The organism is Haemophilus haemolyticus (assembly GCF_001008205.1).
In the GTDB taxonomy this organism is placed as follows: domain Bacteria; phylum Pseudomonadota; class Gammaproteobacteria; order Enterobacterales; family Pasteurellaceae; genus Haemophilus; species Haemophilus haemolyticus_Q.
In genome coordinates this window covers 13,912-28,911 of sequence record NZ_LCTK01000013.1, presented here as the reverse complement: position 1 = coordinate 28,911, position 15,000 = coordinate 13,912, and the positions used below count along the sequence as shown (strand labels likewise).

General features: G+C 38.7%; 15 protein-coding genes. 9 read left to right on the top strand and 6 right to left on the bottom strand.

Annotated elements, in window-relative coordinates; translation table 11 throughout:
* The first annotated feature begins 28 nt into the window (after positions 1–28).
* Positions 29–1,402 (top strand): sodium-dependent transporter, encoded by a 1,374-nt coding sequence (locus AAX18_RS03205; protein ID WP_046952928.1) that lies wholly within the window; start codon positions 29–31, stop codon positions 1,400–1,402.
* Positions 1,403–1,450: 48 nt separating this feature from the next.
* On the opposite strand, the gene qseC is transcribed toward AAX18_RS03205, so the two are convergent.
* The 4 genes from qseC to AAX18_RS03185 form a co-directional block, all read right to left on the bottom strand.
* Positions 1,451–2,806: a quorum sensing histidine kinase QseC gene (gene qseC / locus AAX18_RS03200; protein WP_046952927.1), complete on the bottom strand. Its 1,356-nt coding sequence runs from the start codon at positions 2,804–2,806 to the stop codon at positions 1,451–1,453.
* Entirely contained in the window at positions 2,803–3,468 is a 666-nt protein-coding gene (locus AAX18_RS03195) for a response regulator (RefSeq protein WP_005626184.1), read from the bottom strand. The genes qseC and AAX18_RS03195 overlap by 4 nt, the downstream gene beginning before the upstream one ends.
* 62 nt (positions 3,469–3,530) lie before the next feature.
* Positions 3,531–3,896 carry a YgiW/YdeI family stress tolerance OB fold protein gene (locus tag AAX18_RS03190; protein ID WP_005626188.1) on the bottom strand — a complete coding sequence of 122 codons (366 nt, stop codon included), beginning with the start codon at positions 3,894–3,896 and terminating at the stop codon, positions 3,531–3,533.
* Positions 3,897–4,027: 131 nt separating this feature from the next.
* Positions 4,028–4,915, bottom strand: coding sequence for a Dyp-type peroxidase (locus tag AAX18_RS03185; RefSeq protein WP_046952926.1), 888 nt, complete (start codon positions 4,913–4,915; stop codon positions 4,028–4,030).
* A 152-nt stretch (positions 4,916–5,067) separates the two neighbouring features.
* Here AAX18_RS03185 and AAX18_RS03180 point away from each other — a divergent pair, with 152 nt between their 5' ends.
* The 8 genes from AAX18_RS03180 to AAX18_RS03145 all read left to right on the top strand — a co-directional run bounded on the left by AAX18_RS03180 (position 5,068) and on the right by AAX18_RS03145 (position 13,053).
* The gene (locus AAX18_RS03180; RefSeq protein WP_046952925.1) at positions 5,068–7,002 is read left to right on the top strand and encodes an FTR1 family iron permease; all 1,935 of its coding nucleotides are present in this window, start codon (positions 5,068–5,070) and stop codon (positions 7,000–7,002) included.
* Between the two features lie 27 nt (positions 7,003–7,029).
* Positions 7,030–7,551 (top strand): iron transporter, encoded by a 522-nt coding sequence (locus AAX18_RS03175; RefSeq protein WP_005626197.1) that lies wholly within the window; start codon positions 7,030–7,032, stop codon positions 7,549–7,551.
* A gap of 96 nt (positions 7,552–7,647) precedes the next feature.
* Entirely contained in the window at positions 7,648–9,063 is a 1,416-nt protein-coding gene (locus AAX18_RS03170; protein ID WP_046952924.1) for a Fe-S-containing protein, read from the top strand.
* Positions 9,064–9,065: 2 nt separating this feature from the next.
* On the top strand, positions 9,066–10,406 hold the full coding sequence (locus tag AAX18_RS03165; RefSeq protein ID WP_046952923.1) for an ABC transporter permease: 1,341 nt from the start codon (positions 9,066–9,068) through the stop codon (positions 10,404–10,406).
* Positions 10,393–11,547 (top strand): ABC transporter permease, encoded by a 1,155-nt coding sequence (locus AAX18_RS03160; RefSeq protein ID WP_046952922.1) that lies wholly within the window; start codon positions 10,393–10,395, stop codon positions 11,545–11,547. The genes AAX18_RS03165 and AAX18_RS03160 overlap by 14 nt, the downstream gene beginning before the upstream one ends.
* 41 nt (positions 11,548–11,588) lie before the next feature.
* Positions 11,589–12,263, top strand: a complete 675-nt coding sequence (locus AAX18_RS03155; protein ID WP_005636775.1) for an ABC transporter ATP-binding protein — start codon at positions 11,589–11,591, stop codon at positions 12,261–12,263.
* Positions 12,250–12,732: a TlpA family protein disulfide reductase gene (locus AAX18_RS03150; protein ID WP_046952921.1), complete on the top strand. Its 483-nt coding sequence runs from the start codon at positions 12,250–12,252 to the stop codon at positions 12,730–12,732. Before AAX18_RS03155 ends, AAX18_RS03150 begins: the two co-directional genes overlap by 14 nt.
* A 3-nt stretch (positions 12,733–12,735) precedes the next feature.
* Positions 12,736–13,053 carry a c-type cytochrome gene (locus tag AAX18_RS03145; RefSeq protein WP_046952920.1) on the top strand — a complete coding sequence of 106 codons (318 nt, stop codon included), beginning with the start codon at positions 12,736–12,738 and terminating at the stop codon, positions 13,051–13,053.
* A 38-nt stretch (positions 13,054–13,091) separates the two neighbouring features.
* On the opposite strand, the gene AAX18_RS03140 is transcribed toward AAX18_RS03145, so the two are convergent.
* Positions 13,092–14,186 carry a lytic murein transglycosylase gene (locus AAX18_RS03140; RefSeq protein ID WP_046952919.1) on the bottom strand — a complete coding sequence of 365 codons (1,095 nt, stop codon included), beginning with the start codon at positions 14,184–14,186 and terminating at the stop codon, positions 13,092–13,094.
* 8 nt (positions 14,187–14,194) lie between these two features.
* Positions 14,195–14,998: a lipooligosaccharide biosynthesis galactosyltransferase LsgF gene (gene lsgF / locus AAX18_RS03135; RefSeq protein WP_046952918.1), complete on the bottom strand. Its 804-nt coding sequence runs from the start codon at positions 14,996–14,998 to the stop codon at positions 14,195–14,197.
* Positions 14,999–15,000 lie beyond the last annotated feature (2 nt).

Genomic DNA, 15,000 nt, shown 5'->3' with positions numbered 1-15,000 from the left:
GCACTTTTTATTAAAAATAGGAAAACAAATGACAACAAACAACAAACAACGACAAACTTGGTCAAACCGACTCACCTATGTCATGACTGTCGCAGGCGCAACTGTCGGTTTCGGTGCAACTTGGCGCTTCCCTTATCTTGTGGGTGAAAATGGTGGTGGAGCCTACGTTCTACTTTTCTGTATCGCAATGATTGTAATCGGTATTCCGATGATTCTCGTTGAAAACGTGATCGGCCGTCGCTTACGTGTAAACTCTATTGATGCCTTTGGCGATAAAATTCTGGATAAAGGAAAAGGCATTTCCAAATATTGGAAAATCCTTGGCTACATGGGCTTACTCGGTTCATTCGGTATCATGGCGTATTATATGGTGCTTGGTGGCTGGGTTATTTCTTATATCATTAGCCTAATCAGCGGTACCTTAGATATCTCAGCCCCCATTACTAAAGATATCGCCAAAGATTTCTATGAGCTGCATATTGGCAATAGCCCTTATGAAATTATGCTATACACCTTCTTATTTGTTATGGTGAATTACATTATTTTAGCGAAAGGTATCATTGGTGGGATTGAGCGCTCTGTAAAATATTTAATGCCATTGCTATTCATCTTCCTCATTGGAATGGTTATTCGCAACGTAACATTACCAGGCGCAATGGAAGGAATTACATTCTATTTAAAACCAGATTTCAGCAAAATTACACCACAATTATTTATCTTTGTTTTAGGTCAAGTATTCTTCGCATTGAGTCTTGGTTTTGGCGTATTAATTACGCTTTCAAGCTACTTAAATAAAGAAGAAGACTTAATACAAACTGCAGTTATTACTGGTTTTACCAATACAATTATTGCTGTACTTGCTGGCTTTATGATCTTCCCATCACTTTTCACCTTTGGGATTGAACCAAACGCAGGTCCAACTTTAGTATTCCAAAGTTTGCCTATCGTATTCTCTCACTTATGGGCGGGTAAATTCTTTGCAATTATTTTCTTCGGCTTATTATTAATTGCTGCGCTAACTACTTCTATCACAATTTATGAAGTAATCATTACCGCATTACAAGAAAAACTCAGAATGCGTCGTGGCAAAGCGATTGTATTAACTCTTGGTGGGATTTTTATCTTAGGTAATATTCCAGCAATTTTAGGTGATAATCTATGGAAAGATATCACCATTTTCGGCAAAAGCATTTTTGATTTCTATGATTATGTCAGTGGAAATATTCTCTTTATGCTGACCGCACTTGGTTGTGCTATTTTCGTTGGTTTCGTGTTAAAAGATGAGGCGAAAAAAGAACTTTCTCCAACACCTGAATCAATATTTACTAAAATCTGGTTTAACTATGTAAAATTCGTTGTGCCAGTGATTATTTTAGTCATCTTTATCAGCAACCTATTCTAAAAAGAAAAACCGAGTCTTTACTCGGTTTTCTTTTTTTAAAGGAGATGTCTATAAAAATATTTGTGCTTTTAAGCCAATTCGCTGTCCTTCTTTTATAACGTTTTCTAACCGCACTTTGAATCCGTGTAATTCCGCAATTCGCATGACAATAGAAAGCCCCAATCCACTGCCCTTTTCATTTTGCCCAGCTGGACGATAAAAACGCTGACCAAGTTTTTTCAAATCCTCAGGTTCAACGCCACCACCATTATCTTCAACAATAATCTGAGAAGATGCGATTTTCACTGAAACGGTTGTGTCTTCAGAACAATATTTAATGGCATTATCGAGTAAATTTCTAAGCATCAATGAAACTAAAATTGGTTGCCCTTGTTTTGGCTTTGGTTCAGATTCTTTCTCAAAAGCCAACGTAATTTTACGTTTTTCTGCCACAAAATAACGCTCTGCGATCAGCGACTGAATGATGTCTTCCCAATCAATAGGCTGTAATTCTTCCAATTCTTGTAAATTATCCAGTTTTGAAAGCGTCAACAGTTGCTCAATTAACTGCGATGCACGATCAATCCCTTGGGTTAAATGCAAAAGTGCTTGTTCTCGTAATTCCCCATCATCACCCGCCAGTTGAGCAACTTCAGTTTGAATACGCAGTGCCGCCAATGGACTACGCAATTCATGGGCTGCATCGGAGGTAAAACGGCGTTCACGTTGTAGCATAGCCGAAGTACGGTCAAAAAATTGATTTAAATTTTTTACTAAAGGTAAAATTTCAACGGGTAGCCCCTCGGTATTCAGTAATGACACATCACCAGATTTTCTCGTTTGTACTTCTTGGCTCAAACGTTTAATCGGTCGAAGTTCTTTATGAATCAACCATCCTAAAACAATAATCAAAATAGGCAAGCTAGCAAACCAAATCCACATTTGCCCAAAGATCATTTCTTCAATTAAATCTTCACGATAATCTAACTCTTGCCCTACTGCGATAATCAATTTCCCATTCGCTGCCGTACGCCAGAAAATTCGCCAGTTATCGTCATCATCATAAGTATGAGAATTATGAAAACCCATTTTATTATTAAAAATAAAATCTTTTCCATTTCGTCCATCACTGAATAAAAGTTTCCCAGTTTTAGAAAAAATAGCAAAGGCTAAGGCATCATCGTCATAACTTTTTTTTAATGCCGACAGTGAATTTTTATTTAGCGTTGTGCTAGATTCCACCAAAATAGTACTTAAATCTGAATTTGCGAGCCGTTCAGCAAAGAGAACTTGTTGTGCATCAAAAACTTTATTCACATCGTGGCGCACTTGCCACCAAGCGACAAGCGTAGAACCAAGCCAAACAAAAAGTGCGGTTAAACAAAGCACAGAAATAAGACGCAACGTAAGGCTTCTATTTTTCATTTTTCAATTTGTCCTAAAGCATACCCAACACCATGCACCGTGCGAATAAATTGTTTCCCCAATTTTTGGCGTAAATTATAAATATGCACGTCTAATGCGCCGCTGCTAATTTCCTCATCCCAACTTGATAATTTTTCTTCAATCGATGAGCGAGACAATACGCGATCTTTATTCAGCATAAATAATTCAAGCAATTTATATTCACGGCTTGTTAAAGAAATAGGTTGATTATTTAGCCAAACAGAACGCTGATTTGGATCTAGTTTAACGCCTTCGTGCTCAATCACCGAATGATGATGGCCATAACGACGACGAATCAGTGCTTGCAAACGCGCCGCAACTTCAGCCAAAGCAAAAGGCTTGCAAAGGTAATCATCTGCACCACTTTGTAAACCTTTAACACGTTCATCTAATGTATCTCGGGCAGTCAAAATCAATACGGGTATATCTTGATGCTTGGAACGCCATTGTTGTAATACCTCTAATCCATCAAGTTTAGGCAATGTCAAATCCAATACCACCGCATCATAAGGCGCAGACGCTAAGGCATCCATTCCTGTTTTACCATCTGCAAACCAATCCACCGCGAAACCTAGTTTCGTTAAACCAATCTGTAAACCATTGCCGATTAGATTATCGTCCTCTATCAATAAAATTCTCATAAAAATTGACCGCACTTTATAAACAAAAACAGCGAGCTAATGCTCGCTATCTTCAAAGATAATTATTCTGCTTTTTCGATACGCAATACATCAAGTTCTGCTTTCTCAAATACCTCGTTATCCAATTTTCCATAAATTTTAACTTTATCCTTTGAATCTACGTTTAAACCATTCCAAATGCGTTTTTTGATTTCAATCTTGATTTGCCCAGTCCCATCAGTAAACCAAAACTCATCGTCATCAATTTGCTGAGTGATATTCCCCACTAAAGTGATCATTGAATTATCTGCAGCAGATAAAGCTTGTTTTACGCTAATTGCTGAAGGGGTTGCTTGTTGAAAACCGCCTTGAGCATTTCCGCCATTAAAACCTGCGAATGCAGAAGTGGTTGCTAATGCGAAGATTGTTGCTAATGCAAATTTTTTCATAATGTTTCCTTTTTAAGTCAGTTAATTTCAAGCACCATTGCTTGGATGTGTGTATTAAAACAAATAAATCTTAAGAAAAAGTTAAGAAACATAAAAAAACCTAAATTTTTTTAATTTAGGTTTTTCATAAATTAAAGTTTATTCAACTGCTCAATAGACGGTGCGTAATAATAAGCGCCCGTTACAGCCTTAGTGAAACCTAAAATGCGGTCAGTTTTTCCGTCTTTTTCACCAAACATATTAAGCAACTGTTGTTCAATGTTATAAAGCGTTGCACAGTAAGCAATAAAGAATAATCCGTGTGTACCGCTCGCAGTACCATAAGGTAAGCTTTGACGTAAGATTTTTAAACCTTTGCCATTCTCTTTCAAATCTGTACGACCGACATGAGAAGTATCCGCCTTATCTTCCATTTCTACGCTATCCGTTTTGGTGCGTCCGAACACATTTTCTTGTTTTGCCGTATTCAATTTTTCCCATTTGGCAAGATTGTGTTCATAACGTTGAGTAAACACATAACTTCCATCTTTATCATTACCATTTGAAATTAATGCAACTTCTGCTCGTTGGGCATCTTTAGGATTTTCAGTTCCATCAATAAAACCTGTGAGATCTCGTTCCTCCACCCAACGGAAACCGTGAATTTCTTGCTGAACGTCAATAGCTTGAGCAAAAGCATTAACTGCAGCTTGTGCCACAGAAAAATTAACGTCAGGGCGTAACGATTGAATATGAACTAAAAGATCGGTTTGTGTACTTGGCGCAGTTAAATCACCTTTTCCTAAAGTAACAAAAGGTTTAAGCTCTGGTGCGTCCTGCCCACCAAGGGTTTTCCAAGCTTTATCGCCGAAAGCAACTATCGCCCCCAAACGTGCATCGGGATAAGTTTGTTGAAGCTGTTCTAAGCTAGTAAGGAATTGGCGAGCCGCCGCTGGAATCTGAGAATAATCTGAGATATTTGCTTCTAAAAATACGCCTGCTTTGCAACCATCAAGCAAAATACCAGTTTGTGCTGTCATAAAAATCTCCTAAAAGGGCAATTGGAAAACGATTGCATTATACATGCAGCCATTAAAAAATCTTAAATATTCAAATAAAACTTGATCTAAGTAGCAAAAATTCAAATTTATTATTGAGATTTTTTCTCATTAGATATATCTTTCAAATAAGAATGGATTTCATTTATAAGGTTAGTTCTATGCCGTACCTTTTACGTTATATCAGCATATCTTTACTATTTTTATTTTCTCAAGCAGTCTTTGCCGATAACTATCAAAAATGGGTTGATGACATCACTCAACGCTTGAATCACACCGAACAACTTCTTAAAGAAAACAAAATTGATGATGCCAAAACCGAAGTACAAATGGCATATTTTGAAGTATTTGAAAATTTAGAAGGTCCCATTCGCATTAATTTTTCAGCGCAAAAAAGCTATCAAATGGAAGCCACTTTTGGTGAAATTCGCAAAATGATTGGCGAAGGTAAACCAATGAATGAGGTTCAAGCCAAAATCAACAGTTTAAAAAATGAATTACAGCAAGTTTTACCTTCTCTTGTTGAAGGGCATCAACTCAATGCTGATAGTCAGCACGGCGTTTATGATAATCAAGCCATCAAACCTTATTGGCAACAAAGTTTCAAAACCATTGATGATTTCATCGCACAAGCCATTAGCGCTTATGAAAGCGGCGATTTTGCCAATGCTAAAAAAGCATTCCAACAAGCTCAATATGACGGCTACAAAAATTCTGAAATGGAAATGTCGGTTAGAACTAACCGCTCTTCTGAAATTTCAGCATCGATCAATCAACAATTCTATAATTTGATTCGTTTGAGCGAACAACCTGATCAAATGACAGAAATTGCTTACCAAAGCACACAACTCTTGCAAGATATTGAAGAACAGCTTCCTAATTTACCTACCACTCGCGATGAACAAAATGCTCAAGCGACACAATCACAAGCGCAAATTTCAGATAACGTTGAAGAGCAAGATTGGGCAAAAATTACGACTGAAATCAACCAACGTATTCAACAAGCTATTGCCCTTTATGAACAAGGGGATGCGAAAAAAGCCATGCTTGCGGTGCAAGACACTTACTTTGATGTATTTGAAAGTTCTGGCATGGAAAACAAAGTAGGCTCGCGCGATAGCAACTTTAAAGCGGAATTAGAAGGTTATTTCACTCGTTTAGTCAGCCTGATGAAAGCGGGAAATGGTGACAAATTACAAGAACAAGCTGCAGGTTTAAGCCAAAACTTAGCGAAAGCCGTTCAAATATTGCAAGGTGGCGAACAAAGTGATTGGTCCATGTTCTTATATAGCTTGCTTATTATTTTACGTGAAGGCTTAGAAGCTTTATTAATCGTTGCCTCTATTGTGGCTTATATGGTGAAAAACAATCATCACGATAAATTGCCAGTTATTCGCCAATCCGTTTATGTGGCGTTAGGGGCAAGCATAGTTACTGCATTCATCTTCCAACTTATTTTTGAAAACTCAGGGCAAAACCGTGAATTGCTTGAAGGTTTCACAATGATTATTGCGGTCTTTATGCTGTTTAGTATGAGTTACTGGTTGCTTTCTAAAGTCGAAGCACAAAACTGGAAACGCTACCTCGAAGGCAAACTTTCAACGGCATTAACGGCAGGCTCTCTATTCGGCTTATGGCTTACCAGTTTCCTTGCTGTATATCGTGAAGGCGCAGAAACCGTATTGTTCTATTATGCCCTAGTCGGTGATGCGAAAAGTGCGGTCAGTTTAGCCTATCTTTTTGCTGGCTTTATTTGCGGGGTCATTTTACTGGCGATTTGCTACTTTATAATGCGTTACACCGTGGTTAAATTGCCATTAAAACCATTCTTTATGTTTACTGGTTCATTTATGTATTTAATGGCATTTGTGTTCGCTGGCAAATCTGTACTTGAACTGATTGAAGGTAAACTGTTTGAACCAACATTAATTAACGATGTACCGGAAATCTCGTGGTTAGGTGTTTATCCTTATGTGGAAACCCTTGTGCCACAAGCAATCTTAAGTCTTGCTGCTATTTTTGCTTTGTTTGTTATGAAATATCAAAGCAAAAGAGCGGTTTCAAATTAACTCAAAACTCATCTCAGGAGAGAAACTATGAAAAAAGCACTTCTTAGCGCAAGTTTATTAGCAGGAATGTTTGCAGCAACTTCTGCTTACGCATTCCAAGAATATCCAATCGGTGAAGCCGTTACCATGAATGACATGGAAATTGCAGCGGTTTACTTAAAACCAGTGGATATGGAACCTCGCGGCATGGGCTTGCCTGCAGCAAAATCTGATATTCACTTAGAAGCAGACATTCATGCAGTGAAAGGTAACAAAAACGGTTTTGGTGAAGGTGAATGGATGCCTTATTTAACCATCAACTATACCTTAGTCAATACCGATACTGGTGCTAAACAAGAAGGTACCTTCATGCCAATGGTTGCTGGCGATGGCCCACACTATGGCGCAAACATCAAAATGATGGGCGTGGGTAACTACAAATTAACTTATCATATCGATCCGCCACCAAAAGCTGGTATGCACCGCCACACTGATGAAGAAACTGGCGTGGGTCGTTGGTGGAAACCATTTGATGTAAATTATGAATTTAAATTTACTGGTTTAAAATAATAGTGCTGTAGGGTGGGCTTCTGCCCACCAATTAATAATCAGACATAAAAAAACGGTGGGCTAAAGCCCACCCTATCATTTAAAAATCCTCTTTCTATGACTTATTTTTTCATTTTTATTCTGCAATCTCTTTTGCCAATTTCGCTTTTACTTGGTGCATCTTGGGCAATTAAAAAAGGCAATATTTCGCCTAAAACGCTTATTTGGCTAAGCCTTATTGGCTTGGCTTTGGGGGTCGTCCTACGACTCAATATTCCTAATGGACAAACCACCAACCTTATTCTAACCATCGGCTTTTTAATTATCTTCTTACTTTTTGCAATCAGCCAATGGAGCAAATCATTAACCCTTGCAGCATTCTGGCAATTTGCATTAATGCTTATCGCAGGGGCAACTTGGGCAAAAGATCCAAACATCACCGCCCTCACCAACACAGATGTTATTAACACAGATTTTATTTTAAATATAAGTGCGGTCATTTTTGGCGTAATTTTTAGTTTAGCCTCAAGTGCATGGCTCTATTTCTTACTTAAACAGCAACAAAAAACACAAGGAAAATCCACCGCACTTTTTGCACTCAGCTTTTTACTTTTTATCGCTTTAATTCTTCCGCTTGTAGCAGAACTACTGCTTACCTTAATGAAATTACAACTCATTGAACTCACCAAAGTGCGGTTAAGTTTTGTGGCAAAATCAGGGGAAATCACCGCTTGGCTCAATCTCATTTGTGTTGTGTTAATGCTCGTTGTTTTGTGTATTTTTACTATTCAAACACATTCAAAATGTTTAAGAGAAGCAAAATCTGAAAGGGATCTTATAGAAAAACGAAAAAAATTAGCCTTCGTACAAACATCAAAACGTACCATTTACTGGGGAATATTGGGTATTTTATTTGTGACTGCAAGTCAACTTTATTGGGAAAAAGTTGCCTCCCAACCGCCACAACTTTCCGAAGCAGTTCCAGTACAACTTAATGACAAAAATGAAGTGCATTTAGCACTAGAGCCACTTAAAGACGGTAAACTTCACCGTTTTGTTTGGATTGCAGATGATGGCAAAGCCGTACGCTTTTTCATTATCAATCGCCAACCGAATAAAATCAGTATGGCGGCAGTATTCGATGCTTGCCTACTCTGCGGCGATCAAGGCTATGTCATGCAAGGCAATCAAGTGGTCTGCGTTGGTTGTGGCGTGCATCTCTTTATTCCATCTATCGGTAAACCGGGCGGTTGTAACCCTGTACCTATTGAAAATTGGCAACAAACTGAAAATGAAATCGTGATGTCTCGTAAAAGCCTTGAAGATGGCTTAAATCTATTCAGTACGATTGTGGAAATTGAAGTACAAGATCCGATTAGTGGAGCCAAACTCAAAAACACTAAAACTGAATATAAATATAGCCACGAAGGGCATACTTATTTCTTTGAGAACGAAAAAAATCTCGATTTGTTCCGCGATAATCCCGATAACTATCTCGGCATTAACAAAAACGAAAATCCAAAAGGGGAATAACAATGCTTGCTAGAATGTTATTTCAGTCTTGGCGATTTGGTATCAAACGTAAATTGCTCGCCATTATCACTATTTTCTTAGCCGCTGGCTTAGTCTCTGCGCTGCTTGCTGTTTCCATTGATATTGGTGACAAAATGGCGAAAGAACTGAAATCTTACGGTGCCAATATTTTGGTGGAGCCAGCCAGCAATGCAGCATTGCCTGATGAACTCAGCCATAGCGCTTCATTATCTAGCCAAGATTTTTTAGATGAAAAAGAGCTTCCCAACATCAAAGATATTTTCTGGCGAAATAATATCGTGGGTTTTGCCCCGTTGCTTTCAGCAAATGTGCAAGTGACAAAATCCTCACAAAATTCAACCGCACTTTCAGCGCCTAAAACGATTAATGTGCTTGGTACCTTCTTTGATCATAATATTGCCGTGCCTGATGAAGAGGATTACCATACTGGGCAACGAATCATTAGCCCTTATTGGAAAGTGGAAGGGGAATGGGTTGATGATTTAAACAATGACTTTAGTGAAATCGTTCCTGCACTTGCTGGCGAACAACTTGCCAAAAGTAATGGTTGGAAAATTGGCGATAAACTTAGCTTAAGCTACACAAACGATAACGGTAAAAGCCAACAAAGTGCGGTTGAAATTAAAGGCATTTTAAGTACTGGTGGAACAGAAGATAATCAGCTTGTAATGCCCCTAAGTGCGGTACAAAATTTGCTGGGTTTAGAAGGCAAAATGCAATCCGTCCGCGTATCTGCCCTCACCGTACCTGAAAACGATCTTTCCCGTAAAGCACGTGCGAATACTGATGCCTTAGATGCAGAAGCCTATGACCGTTGGTATTGCACCGCTTATGTTTCTTCAATTTCCCATCAATTAGAAGAAGCAATTTCTGGCGCAATAGTTCGCCCAATTTGGCAAGTGGCTGCTTCCGAAGGTGTCGTCATTGGCAAAATCCAACTCTTACTGGCGGTCGTTACCTTCGCGGCATTAATCGCCGCAGCAATGGGAATTGCTTCCTTAATGAGCGCAGGAATTATCGAACGCTCAAAAGAAATTGGCTTAATGAAAGCACTGGGCGCTTATCAATGGCAAATCACCTTATTGTTTTACTGCGAAGCGGTATTAAGTGCATTAGTAGGCGGAATATTTGGCTGTTTAGCCGGATGGGGATTAGCCAAATTTATCGGTGCCGCATTATTCGGTGCGCCTCTTGATTTTGCTTGGATCGTCGTGCCTTGTGTTCTCGTGCTCTCCATTCTTATTGCTGTGATTGGCACTTGGTTCCCAGCACATAAAATCGCTAAACTTTACCCTGTCGAGGTGCTTTATGGCAGAGCATAAAAGCGCAAATACTCAAAGCATGTTCTGGCGATTAATTTTCCGCGCGTTGCGATTACGCCCACAACGAGTATTGATTATTTTCACTGCCCTTACAGTAGGCGCAAGTATCGTCACTGCAATGGCAGCGGTTTACTTCGACATTAATACCAAAATGAGCCAAGAACTGCGTACTTTCGGAGCAAATTTCTACATTGGTTCAGCCGATGGCGGAATGATGAATCAAGCAGAATTAAACGCAATTTTACAAAAAGCACCCGATGGTTTTATCACTGCAGCCAGTCCTTACCTTTATGGCGTCGCACGTAGTGATTTAGAAAAAATTGTTCTGATGGGCGTAAATTTTGATGCCATGCGAATCCTCGCCCCTTACTGGCAAATTACGGGATCAGCAATCAACGTAAATTTTGACGACCGCAATGCAATGATCGGGAAAACCCTTGCTGAACGATTACATGTTAAAGTGGGAGATAGCCTACAACTGTCTAAAAATGCCGTAGAAAAACACAATTTCAATATTAAAGGAATTGTAGAAGCCGGTGATGCAACTGACAATATGCTTATTGTGAATGTTGAATTTGCACAAAATTGGTTGGATAAAGAAGGCGTAGTAAACAACGCATTACTCAATGTACAAAATGAGCAAGGCGCCAATACAGTGGATCAATTTGCCGAAAAAATTATGCAACAATATCCCGATTTAACCGCTCGCCCAATCCGTAAAGTTTCCGCTTCAGAAGGACAAATTTTAGAAAAAATTAAAGGATTAATGGGCTTAATTTCCCTTGTGATTTTGGTGCTTACAACCTTATGTGTGAATACCACATTAATTGCAATTGTTGGCGAACGATCCAAAGAATTTGCCTTACAAAAATCACTGGGTGCAAAAAAATTTGACATCATTCGCCAAATCAGCACCGAAATTTTAATTATCGCGTTTTGTGCGATTATTATCGGACTTGGCTTGGGTTATTTATTAGCTCAAGTATTGGGAATAACTGTATTCAAATCTTATATTGATATGCGACTTCCTGTATTGCCAATTACGATTGTACTTTCGTTATTAGTGGCATTTGTGGCTGTTATTATTCCAACACGTCGAGCATTGAGTATTAATGTTGCGAATGTGTTGAAGGGTGAGTAAAACTGAAACGCTTATAAATTAGATAATAAAAGAGAAAAACCATGACCAACTTTGTAATAGAAACCCAACATTTATATAAACGCTTCGGGCAAGTTACCGCACTGGAAGACATTAATATTCAAATCAAACAAGGGGAATTTGTAGCGATTATGGGGGCTTCTGGCTCTGGCAAAACTACGCTGATGAATATTTTAACGGGCTTAGATACTGCTAGTGAAGGTAAAGTGATTTTGGATGGTGTTGATGCCGCCCAATTAGATGAAGTCGGTCGCCAACGTTTCCGTGCTGAAAAAATTGGCTTGGTATTTCAACAATTCCATTTAATCCCTTATTTGACCGCACTTGAAAACGTGATGCTGGCACAACATTATCACAGCGTGATTGATGAAGCATCTGCTAAAGCCGTATTAGAACAAGTAGGCTTAGGCCATCGTATTGATCACCGCCCTAGCCAACTTTCAGGCGGTGAGCAACAACGTGTTTGCATTGCGCGTGCGTTAGTGAATCAACCGCCCGTTATCTTTGCTGATGAACCAACGGGAAATTTAGATGAGCAAAACGAATCTTTAGTGCTAGATTTGCTCACAAAACTTAATCAACAAGGGCGCACTATTGTAATGGTGACGCATAATCCAGAGTTAGGTGAACTCACCGATCGTGTTATTTATTTACATCACGGAAAATTTGTAAAGGAAGAAAACCATGCGAACAAATAAACTATTGAAATTAGTTGCCATAAGTGCGGTTATTTTTGGCGCCGTTTCTTGTAAAGATGAAGTTGCCTCAGTAGGGCAAAAAGCACCTGATATTGCCGCCTATGATCTTCAAGGCAATCCTGCAAACCTTGAGAATTGGAAAGGCACACGCTTACTTATTTTTTGGTCAGAAACTTGCGGACGTTGCATCGCAGAGTTAAAAGAATTTGAAAAACTCGCAGAAGAGAATCCTGGAAAAGTTTCACTTATTGCGATTAATGTGGATAGCGATAAAATGGATACTAAAGCCGTAGTGGCTAAACGTGAACTCCATTTGCCTGTAATTAAAGATCAAATGAAAATTACAGCTGAACGTTATCAGCTTATGGGTACGCCAACTTCATTTGTCATTAGCCCTGAAGGAAACATTCAAGCTAAATATGAAGGCAAAATTCCCGAAGACGATTTAACTAAATTATTTAAAGGATAACCCATGAAACGAATTTACAAAACTACTCTACTCTCTTTAAGTTTACTCACCGCAAGCCAACTTGTATTGGCTGATGTAAATGCGGAACAAGCTGAAAATTTTTATAAACGAACCTGTGCCACTTGCCATGGAAAATCCGCTGAAAAATCAGCATTCGGACAATCTAGAATTATCAACACGCTAAATTCAGAGGAAATTTACACCGCACTTTCCGATCGTAAAAGTGGAAAAATACAAGGTGCAGGTAACATGGTAAAAAGCAGATTGAGTGAAGAAGAGATAAAAATGCTGTCTGAGTTTGTGCCGACATTGAAAAAATAAGTAAACAACAATGCGGTCAATATTGACCGCATTTTTTATCACAATCCTACATTATCTTTAATCCGTTCAGCAAACATGCCGATACTCAATGCAAAATAATTAGATTTATTCCAATCTAAAATAGTACGGAAATTATTCGAAACTAAAAACGCTCTGCCCGCTTCGCGATCAGGGCGAACTAACCAAAGCTGAGCATTTTCAAGTGTACTTAATTTTGCTTGCTCCTGTGGATTGGCGCTTTTTAATATTAACCCCATCGCTTGCCAATCTTTTAAAGAACGAGCTTTATTGCTTTCTGTACCCGAATAACTCAAATCAATAGGTTGCGTAAGCATCACCTCTACGCCCCAAGGCAAACTATTATCCCAGCCTACGGTATGCAAATAATTTGCAATAGAAGCAAAAGTATCAAACTGGTTTTTCCAAATATCTTTTACGCCATCATTATTTCCATCAGCCGCATAACGTAAGAAAGTGCTTGGCATAAACTGAGTTTGTCCCATCGCGCCCGCCCATGAACCTAACATACGTTCACGTTGAATATGATCTTTTTCAAGCATTTTCATGGCGGAGATAAATTCTTTCGTAAATAATTTTTCTCTACGACCTTCAAAAGCCAAGGTTGCTACTGCAGAAAGTACATCATATTTGCCTTGATAATGCCCGAAACTACTTTCCATTCCCCATAACGCAAGCAAATACTCCTGCTGAACACCATATTTTTGGCTTGCTTTTTGCAATGGGGCTTGCACTTCCCAATAACGCTCACCCGCGACATTCACTTTATTTTGAGTTAGCACTCTATTGAGATAGTTGCTCGTGCCATTCGGATTAGCCACTGGAGGTGAATTAGGATCTCTTTTACGAATTTTACCGGCTTGTTCACGATCTAAATCTACTGCCTTTTGCATATAGAGAATATTATTTTGAGCATTCAATACCGATAATAACACACCTTCAGCGGCTGCTTTACCTTTTAAAAATTGAACATAATCATTAAAATTTTCTGGCGTTCTTTGCTTAGTATAACTGGTACTATTGACCACAGGCTTAATATCAGACGAACTAGAACAGCCAACTAAAAAAAGTGCGGAGGATAATGCAGAAATTTTAAATAACATATTCAATTTCATCGGATTTCCTATTTACGTAAAAAAGTTTGATAAAGGTTTTTCAATAACGAGGTTGGCAATAAACGAGAGCCAAAACGCAATGCAAAAGTAAATAATCCAGATAACAATCCTTGAATTCCCAAACGATATTTTAATTTGAACAAACGCCATTCTGCTTTGGCTTGATTGACCCCACGGCGGCGACTCACCATGCCATTTCCTACTCGCGCATAAACTAAAATATCTGGCAAATTCGCCACATATAAACCTTGTGCGACAAGTTTGATCCACAAATAATAATCTTCTTGAAGATCTTCATATCCACCACAATTAATGACCGCACTTTTTTGATATGCCACCGTCATGTGATTAAACGGACAACGTTTTTGCGTGAATTTGATAATTTCTTGAGCCGATGTTGGCACATTACGATATGCCACAATATCATTTACATTTTCACCAAATTCAGCAATTTGTCCGCCAAAAATGATGGTTTCAGGATACTGTTCAATAAATGCCACTTGTTTTTCAAAACGCTCAGGCACGCAAATATCATCGGTATCCATACGGAAAACCCAGTCATAAGCACAATGCAATAAACCCTCGTTTAAGGCTTTGCCTAAGCCTCGATTTTGCGGCAATTTAACTAATTTTAATGGCAGTTTTGTTTCAAACTCCGTCACAACAGATTCTAATTCTGGCGTTACTACGCCATCAAAAATCAAGACAATTTCATCTGCTTGACGAGTTTGTGCCAAAAGACTTTCAAAACACTCCCGCAAGAATTGAGGATGTTCCTTAATATATAAGGACATAAGGACTGAAAATTTCATTT

Coding starts and splice junctions, on each gene's coding strand:
- AAX18_RS03150 (WP_046952921.1), top strand. CDS start 12,250: ATGCGAACAAATAAACTATTGAAATTAGTTGCCATAAGTGCGGTTATT.
- AAX18_RS03145 (WP_046952920.1), top strand. CDS start 12,736: ATGAAACGAATTTACAAAACTACTCTACTCTCTTTAAGTTTACTCACC.
- AAX18_RS03175 (WP_005626197.1), top strand. CDS start 7,030: ATGAAAAAAGCACTTCTTAGCGCAAGTTTATTAGCAGGAATGTTTGCA.
- AAX18_RS03155 (WP_005636775.1), top strand. CDS start 11,589: ATGACCAACTTTGTAATAGAAACCCAACATTTATATAAACGCTTCGGG.
- AAX18_RS03170 (WP_046952924.1), top strand. CDS start 7,648: ATGACTTATTTTTTCATTTTTATTCTGCAATCTCTTTTGCCAATTTCG.
- lsgF (WP_046952918.1), bottom strand. CDS start 14,998: ATGAAATTTTCAGTCCTTATGTCCTTATATATTAAGGAACATCCTCAA.
- qseC (WP_046952927.1), bottom strand. CDS start 2,806: ATGAAAAATAGAAGCCTTACGTTGCGTCTTATTTCTGTGCTTTGTTTA.
- AAX18_RS03185 (WP_046952926.1), bottom strand. CDS start 4,915: ATGACAGCACAAACTGGTATTTTGCTTGATGGTTGCAAAGCAGGCGTA.
- AAX18_RS03190 (WP_005626188.1), bottom strand. CDS start 3,896: ATGAAAAAATTTGCATTAGCAACAATCTTCGCATTAGCAACCACTTCT.
- AAX18_RS03140 (WP_046952919.1), bottom strand. CDS start 14,186: ATGAAATTGAATATGTTATTTAAAATTTCTGCATTATCCTCCGCACTT.
- AAX18_RS03180 (WP_046952925.1), top strand. CDS start 5,068: ATGGATTTCATTTATAAGGTTAGTTCTATGCCGTACCTTTTACGTTAT.
- AAX18_RS03165 (WP_046952923.1), top strand. CDS start 9,066: ATGCTTGCTAGAATGTTATTTCAGTCTTGGCGATTTGGTATCAAACGT.
- AAX18_RS03195 (WP_005626184.1), bottom strand. CDS start 3,468: ATGAGAATTTTATTGATAGAGGACGATAATCTAATCGGCAATGGTTTA.
- AAX18_RS03205 (WP_046952928.1), top strand. CDS start 29: ATGACAACAAACAACAAACAACGACAAACTTGGTCAAACCGACTCACC.
- AAX18_RS03160 (WP_046952922.1), top strand. CDS start 10,393: ATGGCAGAGCATAAAAGCGCAAATACTCAAAGCATGTTCTGGCGATTA.